Origin of the sequence: Streptomyces sennicomposti, assembly GCF_019890635.1 — a bacterium.
GTDB lineage: Bacteria > Actinomycetota > Actinomycetes > Streptomycetales > Streptomycetaceae > Streptomyces > Streptomyces sennicomposti.
The window spans coordinates 171,912-192,646 of sequence record NZ_JAIOAB010000003.1 but is presented as its reverse complement, the minus strand read 5'-3'; the positions used below and the strand labels follow the sequence as shown (position 1 = coordinate 192,646).

Annotated in this window: 21 protein-coding genes; 1 reads left to right on the top strand and 20 read right to left on the bottom strand. The window is 71.1% G+C overall.

Translation table 11 applies throughout. The annotated features are described in order from the left end of the window. Positions 1-2 precede the first annotated feature (2 nt). The 15 genes from K7787_RS02970 to K7787_RS02900 form a co-directional block, all read right to left on the bottom strand. Positions 3-623, bottom strand: a complete 621-nt coding sequence (locus K7787_RS02970; RefSeq protein WP_009187720.1) for a GTP-binding protein — start codon at positions 621-623, stop codon at positions 3-5. Then, positions 604-1,014 carry a DUF742 domain-containing protein gene (locus tag K7787_RS02965; protein WP_009187721.1) on the bottom strand — a complete coding sequence of 137 codons (411 nt, stop codon included), beginning with the start codon at positions 1,012-1,014 and terminating at the stop codon, positions 604-606. Before K7787_RS02965 ends, K7787_RS02970 begins: the two co-directional genes overlap by 20 nt. Continuing rightward, positions 1,011-1,418 (bottom strand): roadblock/LC7 domain-containing protein, encoded by a 408-nt coding sequence (locus tag K7787_RS02960; protein WP_009187722.1) that lies wholly within the window; start codon positions 1,416-1,418, stop codon positions 1,011-1,013. Before K7787_RS02960 ends, K7787_RS02965 begins: the two co-directional genes overlap by 4 nt. Beyond that, on the bottom strand, positions 1,415-3,034 hold the full coding sequence (locus K7787_RS02955) for a sensor histidine kinase (RefSeq protein ID WP_199791299.1): 1,620 nt from the start codon (positions 3,032-3,034) through the stop codon (positions 1,415-1,417). Before K7787_RS02955 ends, K7787_RS02960 begins: the two co-directional genes overlap by 4 nt. A 372-nt stretch (positions 3,035-3,406) precedes the next feature. Then, complete coding sequence (locus K7787_RS02950) at positions 3,407-6,259, bottom strand: DEAD/DEAH box helicase (protein WP_164393927.1); 2,853 nt, start codon at positions 6,257-6,259, stop codon at positions 3,407-3,409. A gap of 180 nt (positions 6,260-6,439) precedes the next feature. Continuing rightward, complete coding sequence (gene tatC / locus K7787_RS02945; protein WP_009187725.1) at positions 6,440-7,405, bottom strand: twin-arginine translocase subunit TatC; 966 nt, start codon at positions 7,403-7,405, stop codon at positions 6,440-6,442. 47 nt (positions 7,406-7,452) lie between these two features. Then, positions 7,453-7,734: a Sec-independent protein translocase subunit TatA gene (tatA, locus tag K7787_RS02940; RefSeq protein ID WP_009187726.1), complete on the bottom strand. Its 282-nt coding sequence runs from the start codon at positions 7,732-7,734 to the stop codon at positions 7,453-7,455. Between the two features lie 321 nt (positions 7,735-8,055). Further along, entirely contained in the window at positions 8,056-8,250 is a 195-nt protein-coding gene (locus K7787_RS02935) for a hypothetical protein (RefSeq protein WP_043260611.1), read from the bottom strand. Positions 8,251-8,260: 10 nt separating this feature from the next. Further along, positions 8,261-8,554 (bottom strand): hypothetical protein, encoded by a 294-nt coding sequence (locus tag K7787_RS02930; RefSeq protein ID WP_164393929.1) that lies wholly within the window; start codon positions 8,552-8,554, stop codon positions 8,261-8,263. Further along, positions 8,551-9,648, bottom strand: a complete 1,098-nt coding sequence (locus tag K7787_RS02925; RefSeq protein WP_086025452.1) for a helix-turn-helix transcriptional regulator — start codon at positions 9,646-9,648, stop codon at positions 8,551-8,553. Before K7787_RS02925 ends, K7787_RS02930 begins: the two co-directional genes overlap by 4 nt. A gap of 18 nt (positions 9,649-9,666) precedes the next feature. Beyond that, on the bottom strand, positions 9,667-10,644 hold the full coding sequence (locus K7787_RS02920) for a helix-turn-helix transcriptional regulator (protein WP_009187729.1): 978 nt from the start codon (positions 10,642-10,644) through the stop codon (positions 9,667-9,669). Between the two features lie 136 nt (positions 10,645-10,780). Further along, a complete protein-coding gene (locus tag K7787_RS02915) occupies positions 10,781-11,152 on the bottom strand; it encodes an FKBP-type peptidyl-prolyl cis-trans isomerase (RefSeq protein ID WP_009187730.1) in 372 nt (123 codons plus the stop codon). Between the two features lie 97 nt (positions 11,153-11,249). Beyond that, entirely contained in the window at positions 11,250-12,269 is a 1,020-nt protein-coding gene (locus K7787_RS02910) for an FKBP-type peptidyl-prolyl cis-trans isomerase (RefSeq protein WP_019986136.1), read from the bottom strand. 305 nt (positions 12,270-12,574) lie between these two features. After that, positions 12,575-13,936: a Pup--protein ligase gene (gene pafA / locus K7787_RS02905; RefSeq protein ID WP_009187732.1), complete on the bottom strand. Its 1,362-nt coding sequence runs from the start codon at positions 13,934-13,936 to the stop codon at positions 12,575-12,577. Positions 13,937-13,945: 9 nt separating this feature from the next. Further along, entirely contained in the window at positions 13,946-15,214 is a 1,269-nt protein-coding gene (locus K7787_RS02900; protein ID WP_223000395.1) for an MFS transporter, read from the bottom strand. Positions 15,215-15,417: 203 nt separating this feature from the next. Between K7787_RS02900 and K7787_RS02895 the strand changes: the two genes are divergently transcribed. Further along, on the top strand, positions 15,418-16,434 hold the full coding sequence (locus K7787_RS02895) for a LacI family DNA-binding transcriptional regulator (RefSeq protein WP_223000394.1): 1,017 nt from the start codon (positions 15,418-15,420) through the stop codon (positions 16,432-16,434). Positions 16,435-16,540: 106 nt separating this feature from the next. Here K7787_RS02895 and prcA read toward each other — a convergent pair whose 3' ends face one another. The 5 genes from prcA to dop all read right to left on the bottom strand — a co-directional run bounded on the left by prcA (position 16,541) and on the right by dop (position 20,699). Next, entirely contained in the window at positions 16,541-17,293 is a 753-nt protein-coding gene (gene prcA / locus K7787_RS02890; RefSeq protein ID WP_009187735.1) for a proteasome subunit alpha, read from the bottom strand. A gap of 60 nt (positions 17,294-17,353) precedes the next feature. Beyond that, positions 17,354-18,199, bottom strand: a complete 846-nt coding sequence (gene prcB / locus K7787_RS02885) for a proteasome subunit beta (protein WP_009187736.1) — start codon at positions 18,197-18,199, stop codon at positions 17,354-17,356. After that, positions 18,151-18,726, bottom strand: a complete 576-nt coding sequence (locus tag K7787_RS02880; RefSeq protein WP_372456592.1) for an endonuclease VII domain-containing protein — start codon at positions 18,724-18,726, stop codon at positions 18,151-18,153. The genes prcB and K7787_RS02880 overlap by 49 nt, the downstream gene beginning before the upstream one ends. A gap of 55 nt (positions 18,727-18,781) precedes the next feature. Next, complete coding sequence (locus K7787_RS02875; protein WP_019986142.1) at positions 18,782-19,000, bottom strand: ubiquitin-like protein Pup; 219 nt, start codon at positions 18,998-19,000, stop codon at positions 18,782-18,784. Between the two features lie 187 nt (positions 19,001-19,187). Beyond that, positions 19,188-20,699: a depupylase/deamidase Dop gene (gene dop / locus K7787_RS02870; protein ID WP_346342313.1), complete on the bottom strand. Its 1,512-nt coding sequence runs from the start codon at positions 20,697-20,699 to the stop codon at positions 19,188-19,190. Positions 20,700-20,735 lie beyond the last annotated feature (36 nt).

The window sequence follows — 20,735 nt, the reverse complement described above, 5'->3', positions numbered from 1 at the left end:
GCTCAGCCGGCCGAGCCGGTCAGGGCCAGCGAGTGCAGGAAGCGCACCAGGGTCAGCAGGACGTCCCGGCTGGAGGCGCGGCGCCGTACGTCGCACTCGACCATCGGGATGTCCGCCGAGAGGTCGAGCGCCCGGCGCAGTTCGGCGATGGGGTAACGGGGCGCGTCCGGGAAGGAGTTGATGGCGACGACGAAGGGCACGCCGCGCTCCTCCAGCCGGCCCATGACGTCGAAGCTCACCTCCAGGCGGCGGGTGTCGACCAGGACGACCGCGCCGAGCGCGCCTTCGAACAGGCCGTTCCACAGGAACCAGAAGCGCTGCTGGCCGGGGGTGCCGAAGAGGTAGAGCACCAGTTGGTCGGTGATGCTGATGCGGCCGAAGTCCATCGCCACGGTGGTGGCCGTCTTGGACTCGGAGCCGTAGTTGTCGTCGATGCCGATGCCGGCCTGGGTCATGGTCTCCTCGGTGGTCAGCGGCCTGATCTCGCTGACCGAGCCGACCATCGTGGTCTTGCCGACCCCGAAGCCGCCGACGATGACGATCTTCGCCGCGGCCTGGGCCGTGTGCGGCAGCTGGTCCTCGGTCCGGGGGCCGGGCAGGGTGTCAGAGCCGTTGAAGTCCATGCATCACCGCTTCGAGGAGGGAACGGTCGGGCACCGCCTGGCGGACGATGGGGGCGCGCGCCTGTACCAGTTCGGCCGTCAGCAGTTCGGTGATCAGGACCGTGATCGCGCTGAACGGCAGGTTGAGGTAGGCCGAGAGTTCGGCCGCGGACAGCGGGGCGGAGCACAGCCTGAGCAGTGCCGCCTGTTCGGGGCTGGCGGACGGGGGCGGTTCGGCGCGGGCCACGATCAGCGTCACCAGGTCGACGGCGGCGCGGGCGCCGTCCTCGCCCGGGCCGGCGACGACGTACAGCCGCTCGGGGTTCTTCTCCCGGCCCCCTTCGGCCGGTTCGGGCGGCGGGGGTTCGGGTGCGGGGGCGGGGGTGCGCCTCTGGCGCCGCGGAGGCGTCATACGGTCTGCCCGTTGCGGCGGGGCGGGCTGGTCAGATGGGCGCCAATGCGGACCACGAGGTCGCGCATGCGGGCGCTCATCATGCCGGGTTCGGTGCGGATGTCGGCGAGCACGGCGAGGTAGGCGTTGGCGCCGGCGGACATCAGGTAGAAGTAGCCGCCGTTGATCTCGATGACGACCAGCTTCATCCGGCCGTCGCTGCCCGGGATCTCGCCGGCGACGGCGGTCGCGAGGCTCTGGAGTCCGGCGCAGGCGGCGGCGACCCGGTCGGCGGCGTCGGGGTCGCCGCCGTAGCGGGCGATGCGCAGGCCGTCGGCCGACAGCACGACGATCATCTCGATGCCCGGTACGCCGTCGTCCAGTTCCTTGAGCATCCAGTCGAAGTTGGCTCGCTGCTGGATCACTTGCGGTCCCCCTCGTCGTCGGCCTCGGCGCGGGCCGGCTTCTCGATCAGGTGCATGTAGGCGGTCGGGTTCTGGGTGAACGCGGTCGGGTCGGGGCCCGGGTTGTCCTTCTTCAGGCCGTCCCAGAAGGCTTCGACCCACAGACCGGGTTCGGGTTCGTTCTCGGCGGGTTCGGGTTCGGGCCGGGTCCACAGGGACCGGCCCTGCGCCTGGGCCTCCTGCTCGGCGCGGTCGGCGGCGATCTGCTCGGCGATGCGCTGGCTGAGCGGGACGGTGACCTTGCTGCGGCGCTGCGGCAGGCCGTTCTCGGTCCACTCGGTGACGACGGGGACGTCGTCCTCCATCGACACCGAGGCGGGGATGCGCGGGCTGGTGGGGCGGCGCTTCTTGGGGGCGCGCTTGGGGCCCTCCAGGGCGTCCGCGCCGGGCAGCGGGATGGAGGTGGCGCCGATGCCGTGGGCGAGGCCGGGCGCGGGGTCGGTGGTCATCATGTCGCTGGGCACCACCAGGACGGCGCGGACGCCGCCGTAGGCGGAGGAGCGCAGCGAGACCTGCATGTTGTACGCGGTGCACAGCCGGCCGACGACGGCGAGGCCGAGGCGGGGTTCCTCGCCGATCTCCTGGAGGTCGATGCCGGCCTTGGCCTCCTCCAGCATCTTCTCGATGCGGGCGCGGGACTCCTCGTTGAGGCTGACGCCGCCGTCCTCGATCTCGATGGCGACGCCGCTCTGCACCTCGATGGCGGTGACGTGCACCTTGGTGTGCGGCGGGGAGTAGCGGGTGGCGTTGTCGAGGAGTTCGGCGGCGGCGTGGATGACCGGCTCGACGTCGGTGCCCTTGATGTTGACCTTGGCGATGGAGTGCAGTTCGATGCGCCGGTACTCGAGGATCCGGGACATGGCGCCGCGCAGCACGCTGTAGAGGGTGACCGGGTTGGGCCACTGGCGGCCGGGCCGGCCGCCGCCGAGGACGGAGACGGAGTCGGCGAGGCGGCCGATCAGCGCGGTGCCGTGGTCGATGCGCAGCAGGTCGTCGAAGACCTCGGGGCTGCGGCCGTGGTCCTCCTCCATCTCCCGTAGTTCCGAGGCCTGTTGGTGGACGATGGCCTGGACGCGGCGGGCGATGCTGACGAAGGAGCGCTGCGTGGAGTCCCGCATGTTCTCCTCGTGGTCCACGATCCCGAGGATCATGCGGACCACGGCGCGCTGCGAGTCGGGCAGCCGGTGCCACTCGGGGTCGCCGTCGATGAGGTCGCGGAACACCTCCCGGGGGGTGTGTCCGTTGCGCAGGTACTCGACCGTGGCGGGCAGGATCTCGTCGGCGAGGTAGGCGATCTCCTCGTCGTGTCCGGCCAGGCGGCGTTCCAGGTAGGTGGTCCGCTGCTCGTGCTCGGCCTGCTGCCTGCGGATGACGCGGCCGCGGCGCACGGCTTCGGCGGCGGTGGCGAGCACGAGCAGGGTGGCGACGGCGCCGCAGCAGCCGACGGCGACCCGGGCGGGGGCCGTCACCAGGGCGACGGCGGCCCCGGAGGCCGCCGCCATCAGTACGGTCGGCAGCAACAGCACGCGCGCGTAGGGAAGTTCGCGGCCGCCGGGGGGCGGTTGAACACTCACCATGTAAGGCCTCTGAGACGAATCGGCTGGGGTTCGGGGCAGCTTCCGGTGGGGTAGGTCATGGGACAGTCGGAATCTTCGGGATGCTCGGGATATCTGCGAACAAGCGCACGAATACACCTCAACTCGGTGCGCTGCGGGCGAGCCTAGTCCGACCGGATCATCGCCGTGTCATATTCGGCAAGCACCTGAAACCCGGGGCGCCCGAGGAGTACGCTCTGGTGATTTACACGCACCGATTCCGTTCGAATACGTAGGGTGACAGCGTACGGGCGTACGAATCCGGCTCACCGGAGCGGGTGAAAAAACGAGGCGGGGCGTGACCTCACGGCCTCAGCCGTACGGTCACGCCCCGCTGCCGGTGTCCGGCGGGTGTCAGCCCACCGACGAGTAGGCGACCACCCCGCGCAGCAGTCCGTCGACCGCCTTGCGGGCGTTCTTCGCCACGGTCGAGTTCTCCGTGGGCGCCGCCGCCGAAATCTGCCCCAGGACGTCGATGACCTGCTTGCACCAGCGCACGAAGTCGCCGGCCGGCATCTCCGCCTCGCGCAGCACCTCGTCGAGCCCCTTGCCGGACGCCCATTCGTAGGCGGCCCAGGCGAACCCGAGGTCCGGCTCGCGCTGGCCGACGCCCTCGGTCTGGCTGATCCGGAACTCCTCCTCCAGCGCGTCCAGCCGCCCCCAGATGCGCACCGTCTCGCCCAGCGCGGCCTTCGCCTTGCCGGAGGGCACCTTGGGCGCCATGGCGTCGTCGCTGACCCGGGCCTCGTAGACCAGCGCGGAGACGCAGGCGGCGAGTTCGGCCGGGCCCAGGCCCTCCCAGACGCGCTCGCGCAGGCATTCGCTGGCGAGCAGGTCTAGTTCGCCGTAGAGGCGGGCGAGCCGCTTGCCGTGCTCGGTCACCTCGTCGCCGCGCAGGTAGTCGAGTTCGGTGAGCAGCGCGACGATGCGGTCGAAGGTGCGCGCGATGGTGTTCGTACGTCCCTCGATGCGGTGCTCCAGCTGCCTGGTGTCGCGCTGCAGCCGGTGGTAGCGCTCGGCCCAGCGGGCGTGGTCCTCGCGGTCGTCGCAGCCGTGGCACGGGTGGGCGCGCAGGGCGGTGCGCAGCCGGGCGATCTCCCGGTCGTCGGCCGCCTGCGAGCGCCGCTTGCGGGCCCGCTCCGGCGGGATGTGGCCGGCCTTGGTGCGCAGCGCGGAGGCCAGGTCACGGCGGGACTGCGGGGAGCGCGGGTTGAACGACTTGGGGATGCGCATCCGCTCCAGCGGCTCGACGGGCACCGGGAAGTCGATCGACGCGAGCCGCTTGACCTGCCGCTCGGCGGTCAGCACCAGCGGGCGCGGGCCGTCCACGTGCTCCAGGCCCCGGTGGCCGTTGGACCGGCCGGCCGGCAGCCCGGGGTCGAGGACCAGGGCCAGGCCCGCGTACTTGCCGGTGGGGACGTGGATGACGTCGCCCGGCTTGAGCTTCTCCAGGGCGACGGCGGCCTCGGCGCGGCGCTGCGCGGCGCCCTGGCGGGCCAGCTCGGTCTCGCGGTCCTTCAGCTCCCGGCGCAGCCGCATGTACTCGCCGAAGTCGCCGAGGTGGCAGGTCATCGACTCCTTGTAGCCGGCCAGGCCCTCCTCGTTGCGCTGCACCTGCCGGGAGATCCCGACCACCGACTTGTCGGCCTGGAACTGGGCGAAGGAGGTCTCCAGCAGCTCGCGCGAGCGGTGCCGCCCGAACTGCTCGACCAGGTTGACCGCCATGTTGTACGACGGCTTGAAGCTGGAGCGCAGCGGATAGGTGCGGGTGCCCGCCAGTCCCGCCAGGTGGTCGGGGTTCATGCCGCGCTGCCACAGCACCACCGCGTGGCCCTCCACGTCGATGCCGCGGCGGCCGGCCCGGCCGGTGAGCTGCGTGTACTCGCCGGGGGTGATGTCGGCGTGCTGCTCGCCGTTCCACTTGACGAGCTTTTCCAGCACGACCGAGCGGGCGGGCATGTTGATGCCGAGGGCGAGGGTCTCGGTGGCGAAGACCGCCTTGACCAGGCCGCGCACGAACAGCTCCTCGACGACCTCCTTGAAGGTCGGGAGCATGCCCGCGTGGTGGGCGGCGATGCCGCGCTCCAGGCCTTCCAGCCACTCGTAGTAGCCGAGGACGTGCAGGTCCTCGCGCGGGATGGCGGCGGTGCGCTCCTCGACCAGGGCGCGCACCTCGTCGCGCGCCTCCTCGTCGTTGAGCCTGAGGCCCGCGTACAGGCACTGCTGGACGGCGGCCTCGCAGGCGGCGCGGCTGAAGATGAAGGTGATCGCGGGCAGCAGGCCCTCGGCGTCCAGCCGCTCGATGACCTCGGGACGGCTGGGCGTCCAGATCCGGGAGCGCTGGCGGCGCTCGCGCTCGCGGTCCGCCTCGCGCATGGCCCGGCCGCGTCTGCGGTCCTGGTAGGAGGGGCGGCTGGCCTCCATGCGGGCCATCCGCGTGAGGTCGGGGTTGACGGCCTTCTTGTGGCCCTCGCCCTCCTCGAACAGGTCGTACATCCGCCGCCCGGCCAGCACGTGCTGGAACAGCGGCACCGGCCGGTGCTCGGAGACGATCACCTGGGTGTCGCCGCGGACGGTGTCCAGCCAGTCGCCGAACTCCTCGGCGTTGGACACGGTCGCCGACAGCGACACCAGCGTCACCGACTCGGGCAGGTGGATGATCACTTCCTCCCAGACCGCGCCGCGGAAGCGGTCGGAGAGGTAGTGCACCTCGTCCATCACCACATAGCCGAGGCCGCGCAGGGTCTGGGAGCCGGCGTACAGCATGTTCCGCAGCACCTCGGTGGTCATCACGACCACGGGGGCGTCGGAGTTGAGGCTGTTGTCGCCGGTGAGCAGGCCGACCTTGCCGCTGCCGTAGCGGCGGCACAGGTCGGAGTACTTCTGGTTGGACAGCGCCTTGATGGGCGTCGTGTAGAAGCACTTGCGGCCCTGCTGGAGGGCGAGGTGGACGGCGAACTCGCCCACGATCGTCTTGCCGGAGCCGGTGGGCGCGGCGACCAGCACGCCCTTGCCCTCCTCGAGGGCCTGGCAGGCCTCGATCTGGAAGGGGTCGAGGCCGAAGTCGTACAGCTCGCGGAAGCCCGCGAGCGCGGTGGCCTGCTCGGCAGCTCGTCTGCGCGCTGCCGCGTACCGCTCGGCCGGTGAGAGATCCTCTGTCATCGTGCTTTCGAGCGTACCGGGCCGCACTGACAACGGGACGATCAATATCGTGATCGCCCCGCCGGGCCCGGACGCGCCGAAGGCCGGCCGCTCGTGGTGGCGAGCGGCCGGCCTTCGGCGACCGGCGGGTGGACGCCCTTGGGCGACCGGCGGGTGGACGCCTTTCGGCGACCGGCGGGCGACCGGCCGCCCGCGGGACGAGGCGCGGGCGGGGCGGGCCGTGGGTCAGGTCACGTCGTCGTAGCCGTTGATCCGCTCGCCGCTGCTCTGCTCGGGCAGGGCGCGGGCGGCGCCGACGGACTCGATCTCGCCGATGTCCTCGGGGGTGAGGTCGAGGTCGGAGGCCTCGTCGTCGGCGGGGCCGGCCTCGTCGCGGCGGCGCTTGCGGCGGTCGTTGAGCAGCGAGAAGACCACCGCGCCGAAGTACAGCACCCAGATCGGGCCGGCGAGCGCCAGCATCGACACCGGGTCGGTGCTGGGCGTGGCGACGGCCGCGAAGACGGTGATCCCGATGATCATGCCGCGCCACCAGCCGAGCATGCGCCGGCCGGTCAGGATGCCGGTCAGGTTCAGCATGATCAGCAGCAGCGGCAGCTCGAAGGAGAGACCGAAGACGATCACCATGCGCGTCACCAGCTGCAGCAGGTCGTCCAGCGGCAGCAGGTTGTTCACGTTGGCGGGCGTGAAGTCGAGCAGCACCTTCGCCGTGGTGGGCAGCACCTGGTAGGCGAAGAACGCGCCGCCGAGGAAGAGGGGGACGCCGGTGCCGACGAACGCGTAGGCGTACTTCTTCTCGTGCTTGTGCAGGCCGGGGGCGATGAAGGCCCACAGCTGGTACAGCCAGACCGGCGAGGCGAAGACGACACCGGCCATCAGGGAGACCTGGAGGGCCATGGTGAAAGGCGCCAGCAGACCGTTGATCGTGATCTGCGCGCACTTGCCCGTACTGCCGGTGTCGGCGGGGGCCTTGGCGTTCGCCAGCTCCTGGAACGTCCTCCCGCAGCCGACCGAGTGGAGGATCGGCTTGGTCAGGAAGTTGATGATGTCGTAGTAGAAGAAGGCGGCGACGATCGTGACCACGACGATGGCCAGCAACGCCTTCGCGAGCCGGTTGCGGAGCTCACGAAGGTGATCCGTGAGGGGCATCCGCCCCTCGGGATCCTTCTCCTTCTTGCGGGCAGGCTTGAGCAACCCACGTCCTCATCTCGTGCGGCAGGCCGGTGACGTCCGGCCGTGCGTCAGCGCTGGGTGGTGTCCGACGGCTCGCTCACCGGGCGCGAGCTCGTCACGTCGCCGGGGGCGGCCTTGATGGTGCGCTGCGCGGGGGGCTGCTCGTCGCCGGCCGGCGGCGGGGCGGAGGCCGTGCGGCCCTCTTCCTTCATCGCCTTGGCCTCGCTCTTGAGGATCCGGGCGGACTTGCCGAGCGAGCGCGCCATGTCCGGAAGCTTCTTCGCGCCGAACAGCAGGATGATGACGACGAGGATGAGAATGATCTCGGGGGCTCCGAGCCTTCCGAACATAAGTCTTTACCTTCTCACCGAGGCGGCTGGGTGGGATGCTGTCCGATCGGCCGGACTTGCGTCCGAGCGGTCGTTCTGGCAGCGATCGTAACGCTCAGGGGTGAACGCGAGGCAATCCCCGGGCGTACTCCCGTCCGCGGTCCGGGCCTCGTTCTCCGGTCCGCCCGAGCAGCGTACCTGTCCGGGCCGACAGCATGACAGGTGCGAAGCCGTCTGCGGCGCGCGGCTCCCCCGGCGCGGCGCACGGCGCCGGACGGGCGCGCGGGCGGGGGCGGTGCGACAGGTGCGCGGCGCCGGGGCGGCACAAACCGGCCGTCGGGCTCACAGCGAGTCCACGGCCCGGGCGGCGCTCAGGGAGGCCCGCTCCAGTTCCTCGGCGGCCCGGCTGATCCGGTGCGCGGACTCCGAGACCTGCCGGCCGAGCCGGCGCGCCTCCACGAAGACCCGGACGGCGAACACACCGAGGACGGCGAGACCCAGGAACCCCGCGGCTACCGCGAGCATCGGCCAGAACATGACCCTGAGCCTAGACCGTCGAGTGCAGGCGCAGGGTGCGGACCCCGCCGCCGGTGAGCAGCTCGACGATCCGCTCGCCGGCCGGCTTGCGCACCGCGGCCCCGCAGTCGGGGCAGGTGAAGGAGTAGAAGGTGGTGCGGCTGCTGGCGCCGATGGCCAGCCGCAGCGCGCTCGCGCCCAGCTCGAAGCGGCCCCGGCAGTCGGGGCAGCCCGCGCGGAACACCACGGGGGCCACGCTCCGCATCCCGGCGAACGCGGCCGCCACCGACATCCCGGTCACCCCGGTCGTCGCCGACTCGCTCACAGTCCCTGCTCCTGCCTGTCGTACCGCCCGTCCGGCCCGTCGTGCACCGCCCGGCCGCCCGCGGCGGGTCCGGGGCGTTCCGTCTGCCCGCCGCCGGCGGTGTCCTCGGCGTCGACGCCGTCGTACGCCGCCAGCGCCTCGTGGGCCGCCCGCCGGGCGCTGTCGGCCAGCTCGCGCGGCGCGACGATCCGGCCGTCGCGGCCAAGGCGCAGCGCCAGTCGTCTGAGCGAGGCCGGGTCGGGGGTGCGCAGGGTGATACGCAGCCCGCCGTCGGGAAGCTCATCGGCGCTGTCGTGCGGGTAGTACTCGGCGACCCAGCGACCGCCCGGACCGACCTCCACGACGACCTCCGGGTCCTCGGCGGCGGGCTGCACCAGCGCCTCGGACAGATCGCGCAGCTCCACCTCGGGCGGCGCGGACGGCTCGTCGAGGATCTTGATCTCGGCGACCCGGTCCAGCCGGAAGGTGCGGCGCGCCTCGGAACGGCGGCACCAGGCCTCCACATAGGTGTGCCCGACGCTGACCAGGCGGATGGGGTCGATCTCGCGTTCGGTGACCTCGTCGCGGGCGGGCGAGTAGTAGCGGATCCACAGCCGGCGGCGCTCGGAGATCGCCCGGTCCACGTCGGCGAAGACGCCGCCCTCGGACTCGAAGGTCACCGACAGCCGGGAGCTGGCGCCCGCCGCCTCGCCGGCCGCGGTCTCCACCTTGGCGGTGGCCCGCAGCAGCGCCTGCCGGTCGCTCTCGCGCAGCCCCGGCAGGGTGGCCACCGCGCGGGCGGCCACCAGCAGGGCGGTGGCCTCGTCGGCGGCCAGCCGCAGCGGCTCGGCGGCGTCCGCGCCGAGCGCCGCCGGGTTGTGCCACCAGATGCGCTCGCCGTCGGTGTCGATGTCCAGCAGGTCGCCGCCGCGGAAGCTGGTGCCGCACATGGGCAGCACGTCGAGGTCGGAGACCAGCTCGTCCTCGGTGATGCCGAAGGCGCGCGCCACGTCCTCGATCCGGGCGCCGGGGCGCTCCCGGAGATAGGTCACCAGGGAGAGCATCCGCCGGGTCTGGTCGATGGCGTTCACGGGCCTGACCGGTTTGCCTGCCACTGTGTTGCTCGCTCCCCCTCAGCCCTTGGCCACGGCACGCAGCCGGTCCACCACGTCGGCCCGCAGTTCCGCGGGTTCCAGGACCACCACGTCCGGCCCGAACTCCACCAGCCAGGCGTCCAGCCCGTGTCCGTACGGGATCTCCAACTCGTCCCAGCCGTCGCCCAGTTCCCGTACGGCGCCGGCCTTGGCCCGCAGCGGGTAGCCGGCGCCGGAGCGCAGCCGGATGCGCGCGGTGCGGTCGGCGATCTCGCCGGCCCAGCTCGCCACGGTCTCGCGGACGGTGACGACGTCGGGCACCGGCGCGGTGAAGGCGGCGCCGCGCGAGCGGACCTTGCCGGTGATCCGGGACAGCCGGAACACCCGCTCGGCGCCGCGGTCGCGGTCGAAGCCGGCCAGGTACCAGTGGCCGCGCCAGCACTCCAGCGCCCACGGCTCGACGTGCCGGGTCTCGGGGCGGGCGGCGTTGGCCTTGCGGTAGTCGAAGGCGACCGGGCGGCGGTCGCGGCAGGCCAGCATCAGCGGCTCGAAGGCGGCCTCGTGCACCGGGATGCGCGGCTCCAGGGCGCCGTGCGCCTCGAACGGGTCGACGTCCTCCAGCAGGCCGGCCGCGCGCAGCTTCTGCAGGGCGCCGCTGGCCGCGCCGGCCAGCCGGGCCTGCTGCCAGACCTTGGCGGCCAGGCCCAGGGCGGCGGCCTCCTCGGCGTCCAGGGTGATGGGCGGCAGCCGGTTGCTGTCCCGGCGGGCCAGGTAGCCGATCTCGCCGTCCAGGCTCTCGACGGTCTCGATGACGAGGCCCAGCTCGCGCAGGTCGTCCTTGTCCCGCTCGAACATGCGGTTGAAGGAGTCGTCGCTGCCGCCCGCTCCCCTGCCCGGTCCGGAGGCCTCGACGTAGGCCTCGATGGAGTCGCGCAGCTCGCGCTTGCTGAGCGGCCGGCGCGTCCCGAGCAGGCACAGCGCCAGGTTCATCAGCCGCTCCGCCTTGGCAATGGCCATCGATGCCCTTCGCCTTCCTCATGGTCCTTACGACCGTTGACCGTACCGCCCCGCGGCACGGTGGCAAAAGCCGAGGGCCCACGCCGGACAGGCGTGGGCCCCAGGTGATCGGAACCGGTCCGACTCCGCTCGGGGATCAGACCCCGAGCAGGTCCACCACGAAGATCAGGGTCTCACCGGGCTTGATCGCCGGGGTGGGGCTCTGGTCACCGTAGGCGAGGTGCGCCGGGATGGTCAGCTGGCGGCGGCCGCCGACCTTCATGCCCTGCACGCCCTGGTCCCAGCCCTTGATGACGCGGCCGCCGCCGAGCGGGAAGCGGAACGGAGTGCCCCGGTTCCAGCTGGCGTCGAACTCCTCGCCGGTGCTGAAGGCGACGCCCACGTAGTGGACGGTGACGGTCTGCCCGGCCTGCGCCTCGGGACCGTCGCCCTCCCAGATGTCCTTGATCTCGAGGTCCGCCGGGGGCTCGCCGCCCGGGAAGTCGATCTCGGGCTTGTCGATGCTCACGTCTTAACGCTCCTGCTTGTGTACGACACGTGACGCGGACAGTCTTTCATCCCCCGCGCCCGCCGTGGCCGCGCCGGAGGCCGCGCAGCGTGGCGCGCTACATCGCCGCCAGGATGTCCACCGAGAACACCAGCGTGGAGTCCTTCTTGATACCGCTGTTGGGCGGCGGGTTGTCACCGTAGCCGTCGGCCGGCGGGATCACGATCAGCACCCGGCTGCCGACCTTCTTGCCGGTCAGCCCCTGCGCCCACCCCTTGACGACCTGCTGGAGGGAGAAGGACGTCAGCGACTTGCGGCTGTACGTCGAGTCGAACTCCTTGCCGCCGTCCCACAGCACGCCCTTGTACTGGACCAGGACGGTGCTGTCCGCCTTGACCACGGGGCCGTCGCCCTCGATGACGTACTCGGCGGCCAGCTTCTTCGGCGCGGCGGTCTTGGGAATCGTGATCTCCGGGGCGCTGCCGTCGGTGGCGGTGCCCACGGTCGGCAGGTTCGCGTCCGTCTTCTGCACGACCTTGCCCTTGGCCGAGCTCTTCGCGTTGAAGGCGTCCTGCACGTCCACGACGAAGACCAGAGTGTCGGTGCCCTTGATGCCCGCCTGCGCGTTGCCCTGCGTGCCGTAGCCCCAGGTGGGCGGCACCGCGAACTGGACGCGGCTGCCGACCTTCTTCCCCGTGAGCGCGTAGCGCCAGCCGTCGATGATCGTGCCCTGGGAGAGCTGGATGAGCAGCGGCGTCTTGCGGTCGTAGGAGTTGTCGAACACCTTGGCGGTGTCCCAGATCTGGCCGAGGTAGTGCGCCTGGACGTAGTCGTTCTCCGCCAGGGTGCGCCCGCCGCCGGCGATCACCGTCTTGACGGCGAGGTCCTTGGAGGGCTGACCGGTCCCCTTGGCGACGGTCGGCTTCTCGCCGAACTTCGTGCCCGCCGTGATGGCCGGCAGCGGCCCGGAGACGATCTTCGGCGGCGGCGGGGCGGAAGTGGCCGAGGCCGACGGCGACGACGAGGGGGCCGGGGAGGCGCTGTCGCTGGTCTTGCCCGAGTCGGACTTGTCGCTGCCGCAGGCGGCCAGCGTGACCAGTCCCGCGGGTACGGAAATCAGTAGAGAGCGTCGGCGCACGGTGGGGGCCTCGTAATCGGTCGGTCCGGTGGATGGCGTGCGCGCTACCTTACTGACGATCAGCCGCCGACAGCGGCTGCGGCCCGCACCGGTTTCGGCCGGAGGCAGCGGGAATCGCCCCCTGCGCCGCCACGCGCGGGCGCCGCAAGCGCACAGACACAGCGGCCCCCGCGGCCCGAACGCCCGAAACGCGAACCTCCGGAGCAGGGCGTGCGAAGGCGCCGTACGCGAAACGTACGGCGCCCGTGCGGTGTTCCCGCATTTCCGCGGAATCCCGCTCTCACCGCATATCGCTCACCTTCCGGTCACATTCCGGCGATGAGCTTCTCCACCCGCTCGTCCACCGAACGGAACGGGTCCTTGCACAACACCGTCCGCTGCGCCTGGTCGTTCAGCTTCAGGTGCACCCAGTCGACCGTGAAGTCACGGCGCTGTTCCTGCGCCCGCCGGATGAAGTCGCCGCGCAGCCGGGCCCGAGTGGTCTGCGGGGGCACCGACTTGCCCTCGAAGATCCTCAAGTCGTTGCAGATCCGGGTGGCCTGACCCTTCTTCTCCAGCAGGTAGTACAGGCCGCGGCGACGGTGGATGTCGTGGTACGCGAGGTCTATCTGGGCGACCCGCGGATGCGACATGGTCATGTTGTGCTTGGCCCGGTACCGCTCGATGAGCTTGTACTTCATCACCCAGTCGATCTCGGTGCCGATCCGGTCGAGGTCCTCCGCCTCGATCGCGTCCAGCGTGCGGCCCCACAGCTCCAGCACCCGCTCCACCGTGCCGGTGCGGATGCCGCGGCGCTCGCAGAAGTCCACGGCCTTCTCGTAGTACTCGCGCTGCACCTCCAGCGCGGAGGCCTCCCGGCCGCTGGCCAGGCGCACCTTGCGGCGGCCCGTGATGTCGTGGCTGACCTCGCGGATCGCCCGGATCGGGTTCTCCAGGGTGAGGTCGCGCATCACCGTGCCCGCCTCGATCATGCGCAGCACCAGGTCCGTGGCGCCGACCTTCAGCAGCATCGTCGTCTCGGACATGTTCGAGTCGCCGACGATGACGTGCAGCCGGCGGTAGCGCTCGGCGTCCGCGTGCGGCTCGTCGCGGGTGTTGATGATCGGCCGCGAACGCGTCGTCGCCGAGGAGACGCCCTCCCAGATGTGCTCCGCCCGCTGGCTCACGCAGTACACGGCGCCGCGCGGCGTCTGCAGGACCTTGCCCGCACCGCACAGCAGCTGCCGGGTGACCAGGAACGGGATCAGGATGTCCGCGAGCCGGGAGAACTCCCCGTGCCGGGCCACCAGATAGTTCTCGTGGCAGCCGTAGGAGTTGCCCGCCGAGTCGGTGTTGTTCTTGAAGAGGTAGACGTCGCCCGCGATTCCCTCCTCGTGCAGGCGTCGTTCCGCGTCTACCAGGAGTCCCTCGAGAATGCGCTCGCCGGCCTTGTCGTGGGTGACCAGTTCGATCAGATTGTCACATTCGGGTGTGGCGTATTCCGGATGTGACCCCACGTCGAGATAGAGCCGGGCGCCGTTTCGCAGAAACACATTGCTGCTGCGGCCCCATGACACGACACGGCGGAAGAGGTACCGCGCCACCTCGTCAGGCGACAGGCGGCGCTGTCCCCTGAACGTGCACGTGACGCCGTACTCGTTCTCCAGCCCGAAAATGCGGCGGTCCATGACTGAACATTACGCCCGATCCCCCGAGCTGAAACGGGGTTCGGCAGCACGATTTGGATCATTTTCCGATGAAGCCGCAACGACCGCCCCTCCGGCGGGAGCTGCGAGCACCCGCCCGGTGGCCAGCAGCACCAGCAACGACAGGCCCCCGGCGGTTCCCGGCACCGCGAACCCCCACAGCGCCCCGCCGGCCTGCACCACCGGCCCCGCCACCCCCGTCCCCACCGACGCGCCCACCGTGAACGTGGTCACCAGCCAGGAGAACGCCTCGGTCACCGTCCCGGCCGGCGCGTGCCGGTCCACGATGACGAACGCGCAGGCGATGCACGGCGCCAGGAACACCCCCGCGAGCGCCGTCAGCGCCACCATCGCCACCGCGCCCGGCAGCAGCAGGAGCGGCAGATAACACATCGCCAGAAGGGCCACCAGCACCCTGAGTCGCCGCTCGGGCACGCCCGCCCACTGCCGCGCCCCGTAGACGGTGCCGCCGGCCAGCGCGCCCAGCCCCAGCGCCGCCATCAGCCAGCCGTACACCGCGTCGCCGCCGTGGTCGTCGGCGTACGGCACCGAGGCCACCGTGATGGAGCCCAGCGCCACGCCGACGAAGAGGAACGCCGCCAGCAGCGCAAGCAGCCCGGGCGAACGCAGCGCGCCGAGCCAGTGCGCCTCCCGCGGTGCCGAGCGCCACGCACGCGAGGGCGGCGAGAGGACCACGCAGAGCGCCCCCAGCACCCCGAGCACGTTCAGCGCGATCAGCGCCGCCCGCGCCGACCACAGCGACACGCACAGCGTGACCAGCAGGGGGCCCACGGTGAACATGACCTCCTGCGCCACCGCGTCCATGGCGTACGCCGTGTGCACCTGGCCCTCCCGGCGCAGCACGGACGGCCACAGGGCCCGCAGACCGCCCTCCAGGGGCGGCGTGAACAGCCCGGCGGCCGCGACGGCCGGACAGGCGAGCGCGCGCGGCTCGGCGCCGGTCAGGGCGAAGGCGGTCATCGCCAGGGCCGCCGCGAGCGCCGCGGGCAGCTGCACCCGGGGCTGGCCGTACAGGTCCACCAGCCGGCCGAGCACGGGCTGCCCGATCGCGTTGGCGACGCCGTAGACGGCGGCCAGCGCCCCGGCCAGGCTGTAGCTCCCGCCCTCCGCGCGGACGAACAGCACGATCGCGATGGCCGCGGTGGCGTTGGGCAGCCGGCCCACCAGCGTGCCGGTCAGCAGGCGGGCGGCGTGCCGCGTCCTGAGGATCTCCAGGTATCCCGCGAGTCCCGCGGCCATCGCGCGCCTCCATGGTCAAGTTTTACGTATAACGTCCGTTGCCATACGTACCATGTGCGCTGGTCGCAGTCCAGACGAGCGGACCGGGACCGGCAGGCGGCCGGACCGCCCGGCGGCCGACGACGACAGCGCGACCCGACGACGACCCGACGACGACCGGACCACGACCGGACGACGACCGAACGACAAGGAGCGGCCCCGCGGTGGCACGAGGAAGCACGCGCCCCACCAGCCGTGACGTGGCCCAGGCCGCCGGGGTCTCCCAGGCCGCCGTCTCCCTGGTGCTCGGCGACAAATGGCGCGGCCGGGTCTCCGAGGCCACCGCCGAACGGGTGCGCCGGGCCGCCGACGACCTCGGCTACCGGCCCAACCTCGCCGCCCGCAACCTCCGCCTCGGCCACACCCGGACCGTGCTCCTCGTCGTCCCCGCGCTCACCACTGAGTTCTTCGCCGGCGTCTACACCGGCGCCGCCCGCGTCGCCGCCGAACACGGCTTCGGCGTGGTCCTCTACCCCTCCCCCGAGGGCGTCGGCCCCGCCCGCAACCCCTTCGCCTCGGCCCAGGCCGCCCTCGACGGCGTCATCGCCTCCTCCATGGCCGCGGACGCCCTCACCGCCATCCGCGGCGACCGCCTCCCGCTGGTCATGCTCGACAGCGACCCCGAGGGCAGCCTCGGCGCGGCCACGGTCAACCTGGACATCCCCGACGCGGTACGACAGGTCGCCGCCCATCTGCTGGACCTCGGCCACCGCCGCTTCCTGCACCTGGCCGCCGACGTGCCGTCCTGGACCTTCGAGGTACGGGCCCGGGAACTGGCGGCCCGCCTCGGCGCGGTCCCCGGCACGTCCCTGCGCACCGCCCGCGCCGCCATCGCCGTCGAGGACGCCCAGGCTGCCACCGAGGCCGCCCTCGACACACCGGGACCCCGGCCCACCGCCGTCGTCTGCGACGACGACAAGCTCGCCGTCGGCGCCTACAAGGCACTGCGCCGCCTCGGCCTGCGGGTCCCGGACGACATCTCCGTCACCGGCGTCGACGACCTCGGCCTCGCCACCGCCGTCGACCCCGAACTGACCACCGTCCGCCTGGACGCCGAACTGTTCGGCGAGCGCGGCATGCGCGCCCTGCTGGCCGTCCTGGAAGGCCGCTCGCCCGACGCCGGGGACATCCCCGTGGAACTGGTCGTCCGGGGCTCCACGGCCCCGCCGAGCGCCCCCTGAGACGCCGAGCGGCCCCTTGACGCACCTGGGGCCCTGGGACGCCGGGAGCCCCGGCCGAGTCGTCGGCCGGGGCTCCCTGGGAGTGCGGGGCGAAGCGAGACGGGAGCTACTTCTCCTCGGCGTCGCCGTTGTCGTCGGAGTCCTGCGCGGTGTCCGCCGTACCGCCCTCCAGCAACCGCGCCAACTGGCGCCCGACGATGCGCTTGAACTTGCGCTGCTGCGGCCGCGTACGGTCCAGCACCGCCACCTCCAGGCGCTCGGCGGGAATCTCCCGCTCACTGCCGTTGGTGTCGCGGGACAGGGCCTGCACCGCCAGCTTCAGCGCCTCCGCCAACGTCATCCCGTCCCGATGACGCTGATCGAGATAGCCGCTGATCTGCTCGGCGTTGCCGCCGACCGCGACCGAGCCGTGCTCGTCCACGATCGAACCGTCGTGCGGCAGCCGGTAGATCTGGTCACCCTCCGGGGTCTCCCCCACCTCGGCGACCACCAGCTCCACCTCGTACGGCTTCTCCGCCGCACTGGAGAAGATCGTGCCCAGCGTCTGCGCGTAGACGTTCGCCAGACCACGCGCCGTCACGTCGTCCCGGTCGTAGGTGTAACCACGCAGGTCGGCGTAGCGCACACCGCCGATGCGCAGATTCTCGTACTCGTTGTACTTGCCGGCCGCGGCGAAGCCGATCCGGTCGTAGATCTCGCTGAACTTGTGCAGCGCGCGGGACGGATTCTCACCGACGAACACGATGCCGTCGGCGTACTGCAGCACGACCAGGCTGCGGCCGCGGGCGATGCCCTTGCGGGCGTACTCGGCCCGGTCGGCCATGGCCTGCTGGGGTGAGACATAGAACGGCGTCGACACCGGTTATCCGTCCCTTTCTGTAGTGGTCACTGGATCACCCTGACAAGAATCCGCCGCCGCCTACAGCAGCGCGGCCCGCGGGCCGTCCGGCTGCTCCAGACGCCGCTGCAGCACCGAGCGGGCGATCTCGGAGGACTCGTCCTCGGTCAGCCGGCGGAAGCCGTCATCGGTGATCACGGTGACGATCGGATAGATCCGGCGGGCGACATCGGGACCACCGGTCGCCGAGTCGTCGTCAGCCGCGTCGTACAGAGCCTGCACCACCAGCGTGGTCGCCTCGGCCTCGGACAGATCCTCGCGGTACAGCTTCTTCATGGCGCCGCGCGCGAAGATCGAACCCGAGCCCGTCGCCGCGTACCCGTGCTCCTCGCTGCGGCCGCCGGTGACGTCGTAGGAGAAGATGCGGCCCTTGTCGCGGTCCACGTCGTAACCCGCGAACAGCGGGACCACGGCCAGACCCTGCATGGCCATGCCCAGGTTGGAACGGATCATGGTCGACAGCCGGTTCGCCTTGCCCTCCAGCGAGAGCTGCGCCCCCTCGACCTTCTCGAAGTGCTCCAGCTCCAGCTGGAACAGCTTGACCATCTCCACGGCCAGACCGGCCGTGCCGGCGATGCCGACGGCCGAGTACTCGTCCGCCGGGAACACCTTCTCGATGTCCCGCTGCGCGATGACGTTCCCCATGGTCGCCCGCCGGTCACCGGCCAGCACGACGCCCCCCGGGAAGGTCACGGCCACGATCGTGGTGCCGTGCGGCGCCTCGATGACGCCCTGGGTGGGCGGCAGCTGCCGCTTGCCGGGCAACAGCTCCGGCTGATGCTCGGCGAGGAAGTCCATGAAGGACGAGGACCCAGGCGTCAGGAAGGCAGCCGGTAGACGCCCGGTGCTACGAGTGTTGGCTTCCACGCGTTTCCTTCCAGGTAGTCGGCAGCTCGGTACATCACGTCGGGGTCATCCCTCAACAGGCCGAGGCCAGAATTGCAGTTGAAGCACAGTACGCCACGGACCCTACCCGTCCTGTGGCAGTGATCCACATGTACGGCCGGAGCTTTCAGGCAGATCACGCACAAGCCTCTCTGCGAGACGACCATCGCGTCGCGTTCTGCCTCTGTGATGCCGTACTGCCGCTTCAGGTGATCTGCGCGCCCCTTTGCAGCACGGCACGCTTTACAGCTTGTGGACAGGCCGTCGGAGGCCGTCGCGTTGCGGTGCCATTCACTGTGCGGCTTGATCTCTCCGCACCGACGGCAGAACTTGTGCCCCTCGGGCACAGCGACTCGAGGCCGGACGTTTCGCCCCTTGGCGACCTGCCGCGACTGGTGGTAGGCGGCCACACACTCGCGGCAGTAGACCTGCAGGCCATCACGCATGGCCCTGTTCCGTGCGAAGGCTGCCCGCGGCTTGTGCTGTTTGCACCGCGAGCAGCGCTTCACACCCCCTTCGTACACCACTCCGACGACCCCCGCTACCTTCGATTCAAAGGAGGAATTACTCTCCACCCTTCTGAACGAAGGACCGCACGAAGTCCTCTGCATTGGACTCGAGCACATCATCGATTTCGTCCAGGACGTCGTCGACGTCGTCGCTCAGCTTCTCGTGGCGTTCCTTGAGGTCGTCGCTCGCCTGGGCGTCCTGTGCCTGCTCCTCGACCTCCTCGGTCGAGCGCGTGGCCTTCTGCTGCCCGCCGCCGGTGTCCTTGGTCGCCATAACCCTCACCCCGCTCAGTTCGGTTCGCCCGACATGGTCGGCATTACGGCCGATCGGTGATGATCAGACCCTACAAGCCGGGTCCGACATCGGCCCCGCAGTTTCCGCAACGTACGGGGCCCGTCTCGATGATTCCCGGGCGCCGGGGGTTTCCACCCCGGTCGGCCGGCCCGGTTCGAGTACCCATTCAGTTGCCGGACAGGACCCTGACCAGGTCCTCCGCCGTGCGGCAGCGGTCCAGCAGCTCCTTGACGTGATTACGCGTTCCGCGAAGCGGTTCCAGGGTTGGAACCCGCTGGAGGGAGTCGCGGCCCGGCAGGTCGAAGATGACCGAGTCCCAGGAGGCCGCCGCCACGTCGTCGGCGTACTGCTCCAGGCACCGCCCGCGGAAGTAGGCCCGGGTGTCCTCCGGGGGCTTCCTGCGGGCCCGGTCGACCTCGCTCTCGTCCAGCAGGCGCTTCATGCGGCCGCGGGCCGCCAGGCGGTTGTACAGGCCCTTCTCGGCGCGCACGTCGGCGTACTGGAGGTCGAGCAGGTGGAGCTTGGCGGCGTCCCAGTCGAGGCCGTCGCGGCGGCGGTAGCCCTCCATCAGCTCCCGCTTGGCGACCCAGTCCAGCTCGCCGGCCAGGCTCATCGGGTCGTTCTCCAGCCGGTTGAGGGTGTCCTCCCAGCGGGTCAGGACGTCCTTGGTCTGGTCGTCGGCGTCGGCGCCGAAGCGCTCCTCGACGTACTTGCGGGCCAGCTCGAAGTACTCCATCTGGAGCTGTACCGCGGTCAGTGTCCGGCCGCTGCGCAGCGTGATCAGTCGCTTGAGCGTGGGGTCGTGCGAGACCTGGTGCAGGGTGCGCACGGGCTGGTCGACGGCCAGGTCGACGGCGATGAAGCCGTCCTCGATCATGGACAGGACCAGGGCGGTCGTGCCGAGCTTGAGGTAGGTGGAGATCTCCGAGAGGTTGGCGTCGCCGATGATCACGTGCAGTCGGCGGTACTTCTCGGCGTCGGCGTGCGGCTCGTCGCGGGTGTTGATGATGGGCCGCTTGAGGGTGGTCTCCAGGCCCACCTCGACCTCGAAGTAGTCCGCGCGCTGGCTGAGCTGGAAGCCGTGTTCGTGGCCGTCCTGGCCGATGCCGACCCGGCCGGCGCCCGTGACGACCTGGCGGGAGACGAAGAAGGGCGTCAGGTGGCGCACGATGTCCGAGAAGGCGGTCTCCCGCTTCATCAGGTAGTTCTCGTGCGTGCCGTAGGAGGCGCCCTTGTTGTCGGTGTTGTTCTTGTAGAGGTGGATGGGCTGCGCGCCGGGCAGCTGGGCGGCCCGCTCGGCGGCCTCGGCCATGATCCGCTCGCCGGCCTTGTCCCACAGGACGGCGTCGCGCGGGTTGGTGACCTCGGGGGCGCTGTACTCGGGGTGGGCGTGGTCGACGTAGAGCCGGGCGCCGTTGGTCAGGATGACGTTGGCCAGGCCGATGTCCTCGTCGGTGAGCTGGCTGGAGTCGGCGGCCTCGCGGGCGAGGTCGAAGCCGCGGGCGTCCCGCAGCGGGTTCTCCTCCTCGAAGTCCCAGCGGGCCCGGCGGGCCCGGTGCATCGCCGCGGCGTAGGCGTTGACGATCTGGGACGAGGTGAGCATGGCATTGGCGTTCGGGTGACCGGGGACGGAGATCCCGTACTCCGTCTCGATGCCCATCACTCGCCGTACGGTCATGCGGCCCTCCTTGCCCGGCGGCGCCCTCGGTCGAGG

What these genes read in the sequence shown, in the direction of transcription:
- K7787_RS02875 (WP_019986142.1), bottom strand. Translation starts at nt 19,000, where the DNA reads ATGGCGACCAAGGACACCGGCGGCGGGCAGCAGAAGGCCACGCGCTCG.
- pafA (WP_009187732.1), bottom strand. Translation starts at nt 13,936, where the DNA reads ATGGACCGCCGCATTTTCGGGCTGGAGAACGAGTACGGCGTCACGTGC.
- K7787_RS02935 (WP_043260611.1), bottom strand. Translation starts at nt 8,250, where the DNA reads ATGTTCTGGCCGATGCTCGCGGTAGCCGCGGGGTTCCTGGGTCTCGCC.
- dop (WP_346342313.1), bottom strand. Translation starts at nt 20,699, where the DNA reads ATGACCGTACGGCGAGTGATGGGCATCGAGACGGAGTACGGGATCTCC.
- K7787_RS02955 (WP_199791299.1), bottom strand. Translation starts at nt 3,034, where the DNA reads ATGGTGAGTGTTCAACCGCCCCCCGGCGGCCGCGAACTTCCCTACGCG.
- K7787_RS02920 (WP_009187729.1), bottom strand. Translation starts at nt 10,644, where the DNA reads ATGGCCATTGCCAAGGCGGAGCGGCTGATGAACCTGGCGCTGTGCCTG.
- K7787_RS02965 (WP_009187721.1), bottom strand. Translation starts at nt 1,014, where the DNA reads ATGACGCCTCCGCGGCGCCAGAGGCGCACCCCCGCCCCCGCACCCGAA.
- K7787_RS02900 (WP_223000395.1), bottom strand. Translation starts at nt 15,214, where the DNA reads ATGGCCGCGGGACTCGCGGGATACCTGGAGATCCTCAGGACGCGGCAC.
- K7787_RS02970 (WP_009187720.1), bottom strand. Translation starts at nt 623, where the DNA reads ATGGACTTCAACGGCTCTGACACCCTGCCCGGCCCCCGGACCGAGGAC.
- tatA (WP_009187726.1), bottom strand. Translation starts at nt 7,734, where the DNA reads ATGTTCGGAAGGCTCGGAGCCCCCGAGATCATTCTCATCCTCGTCGTC.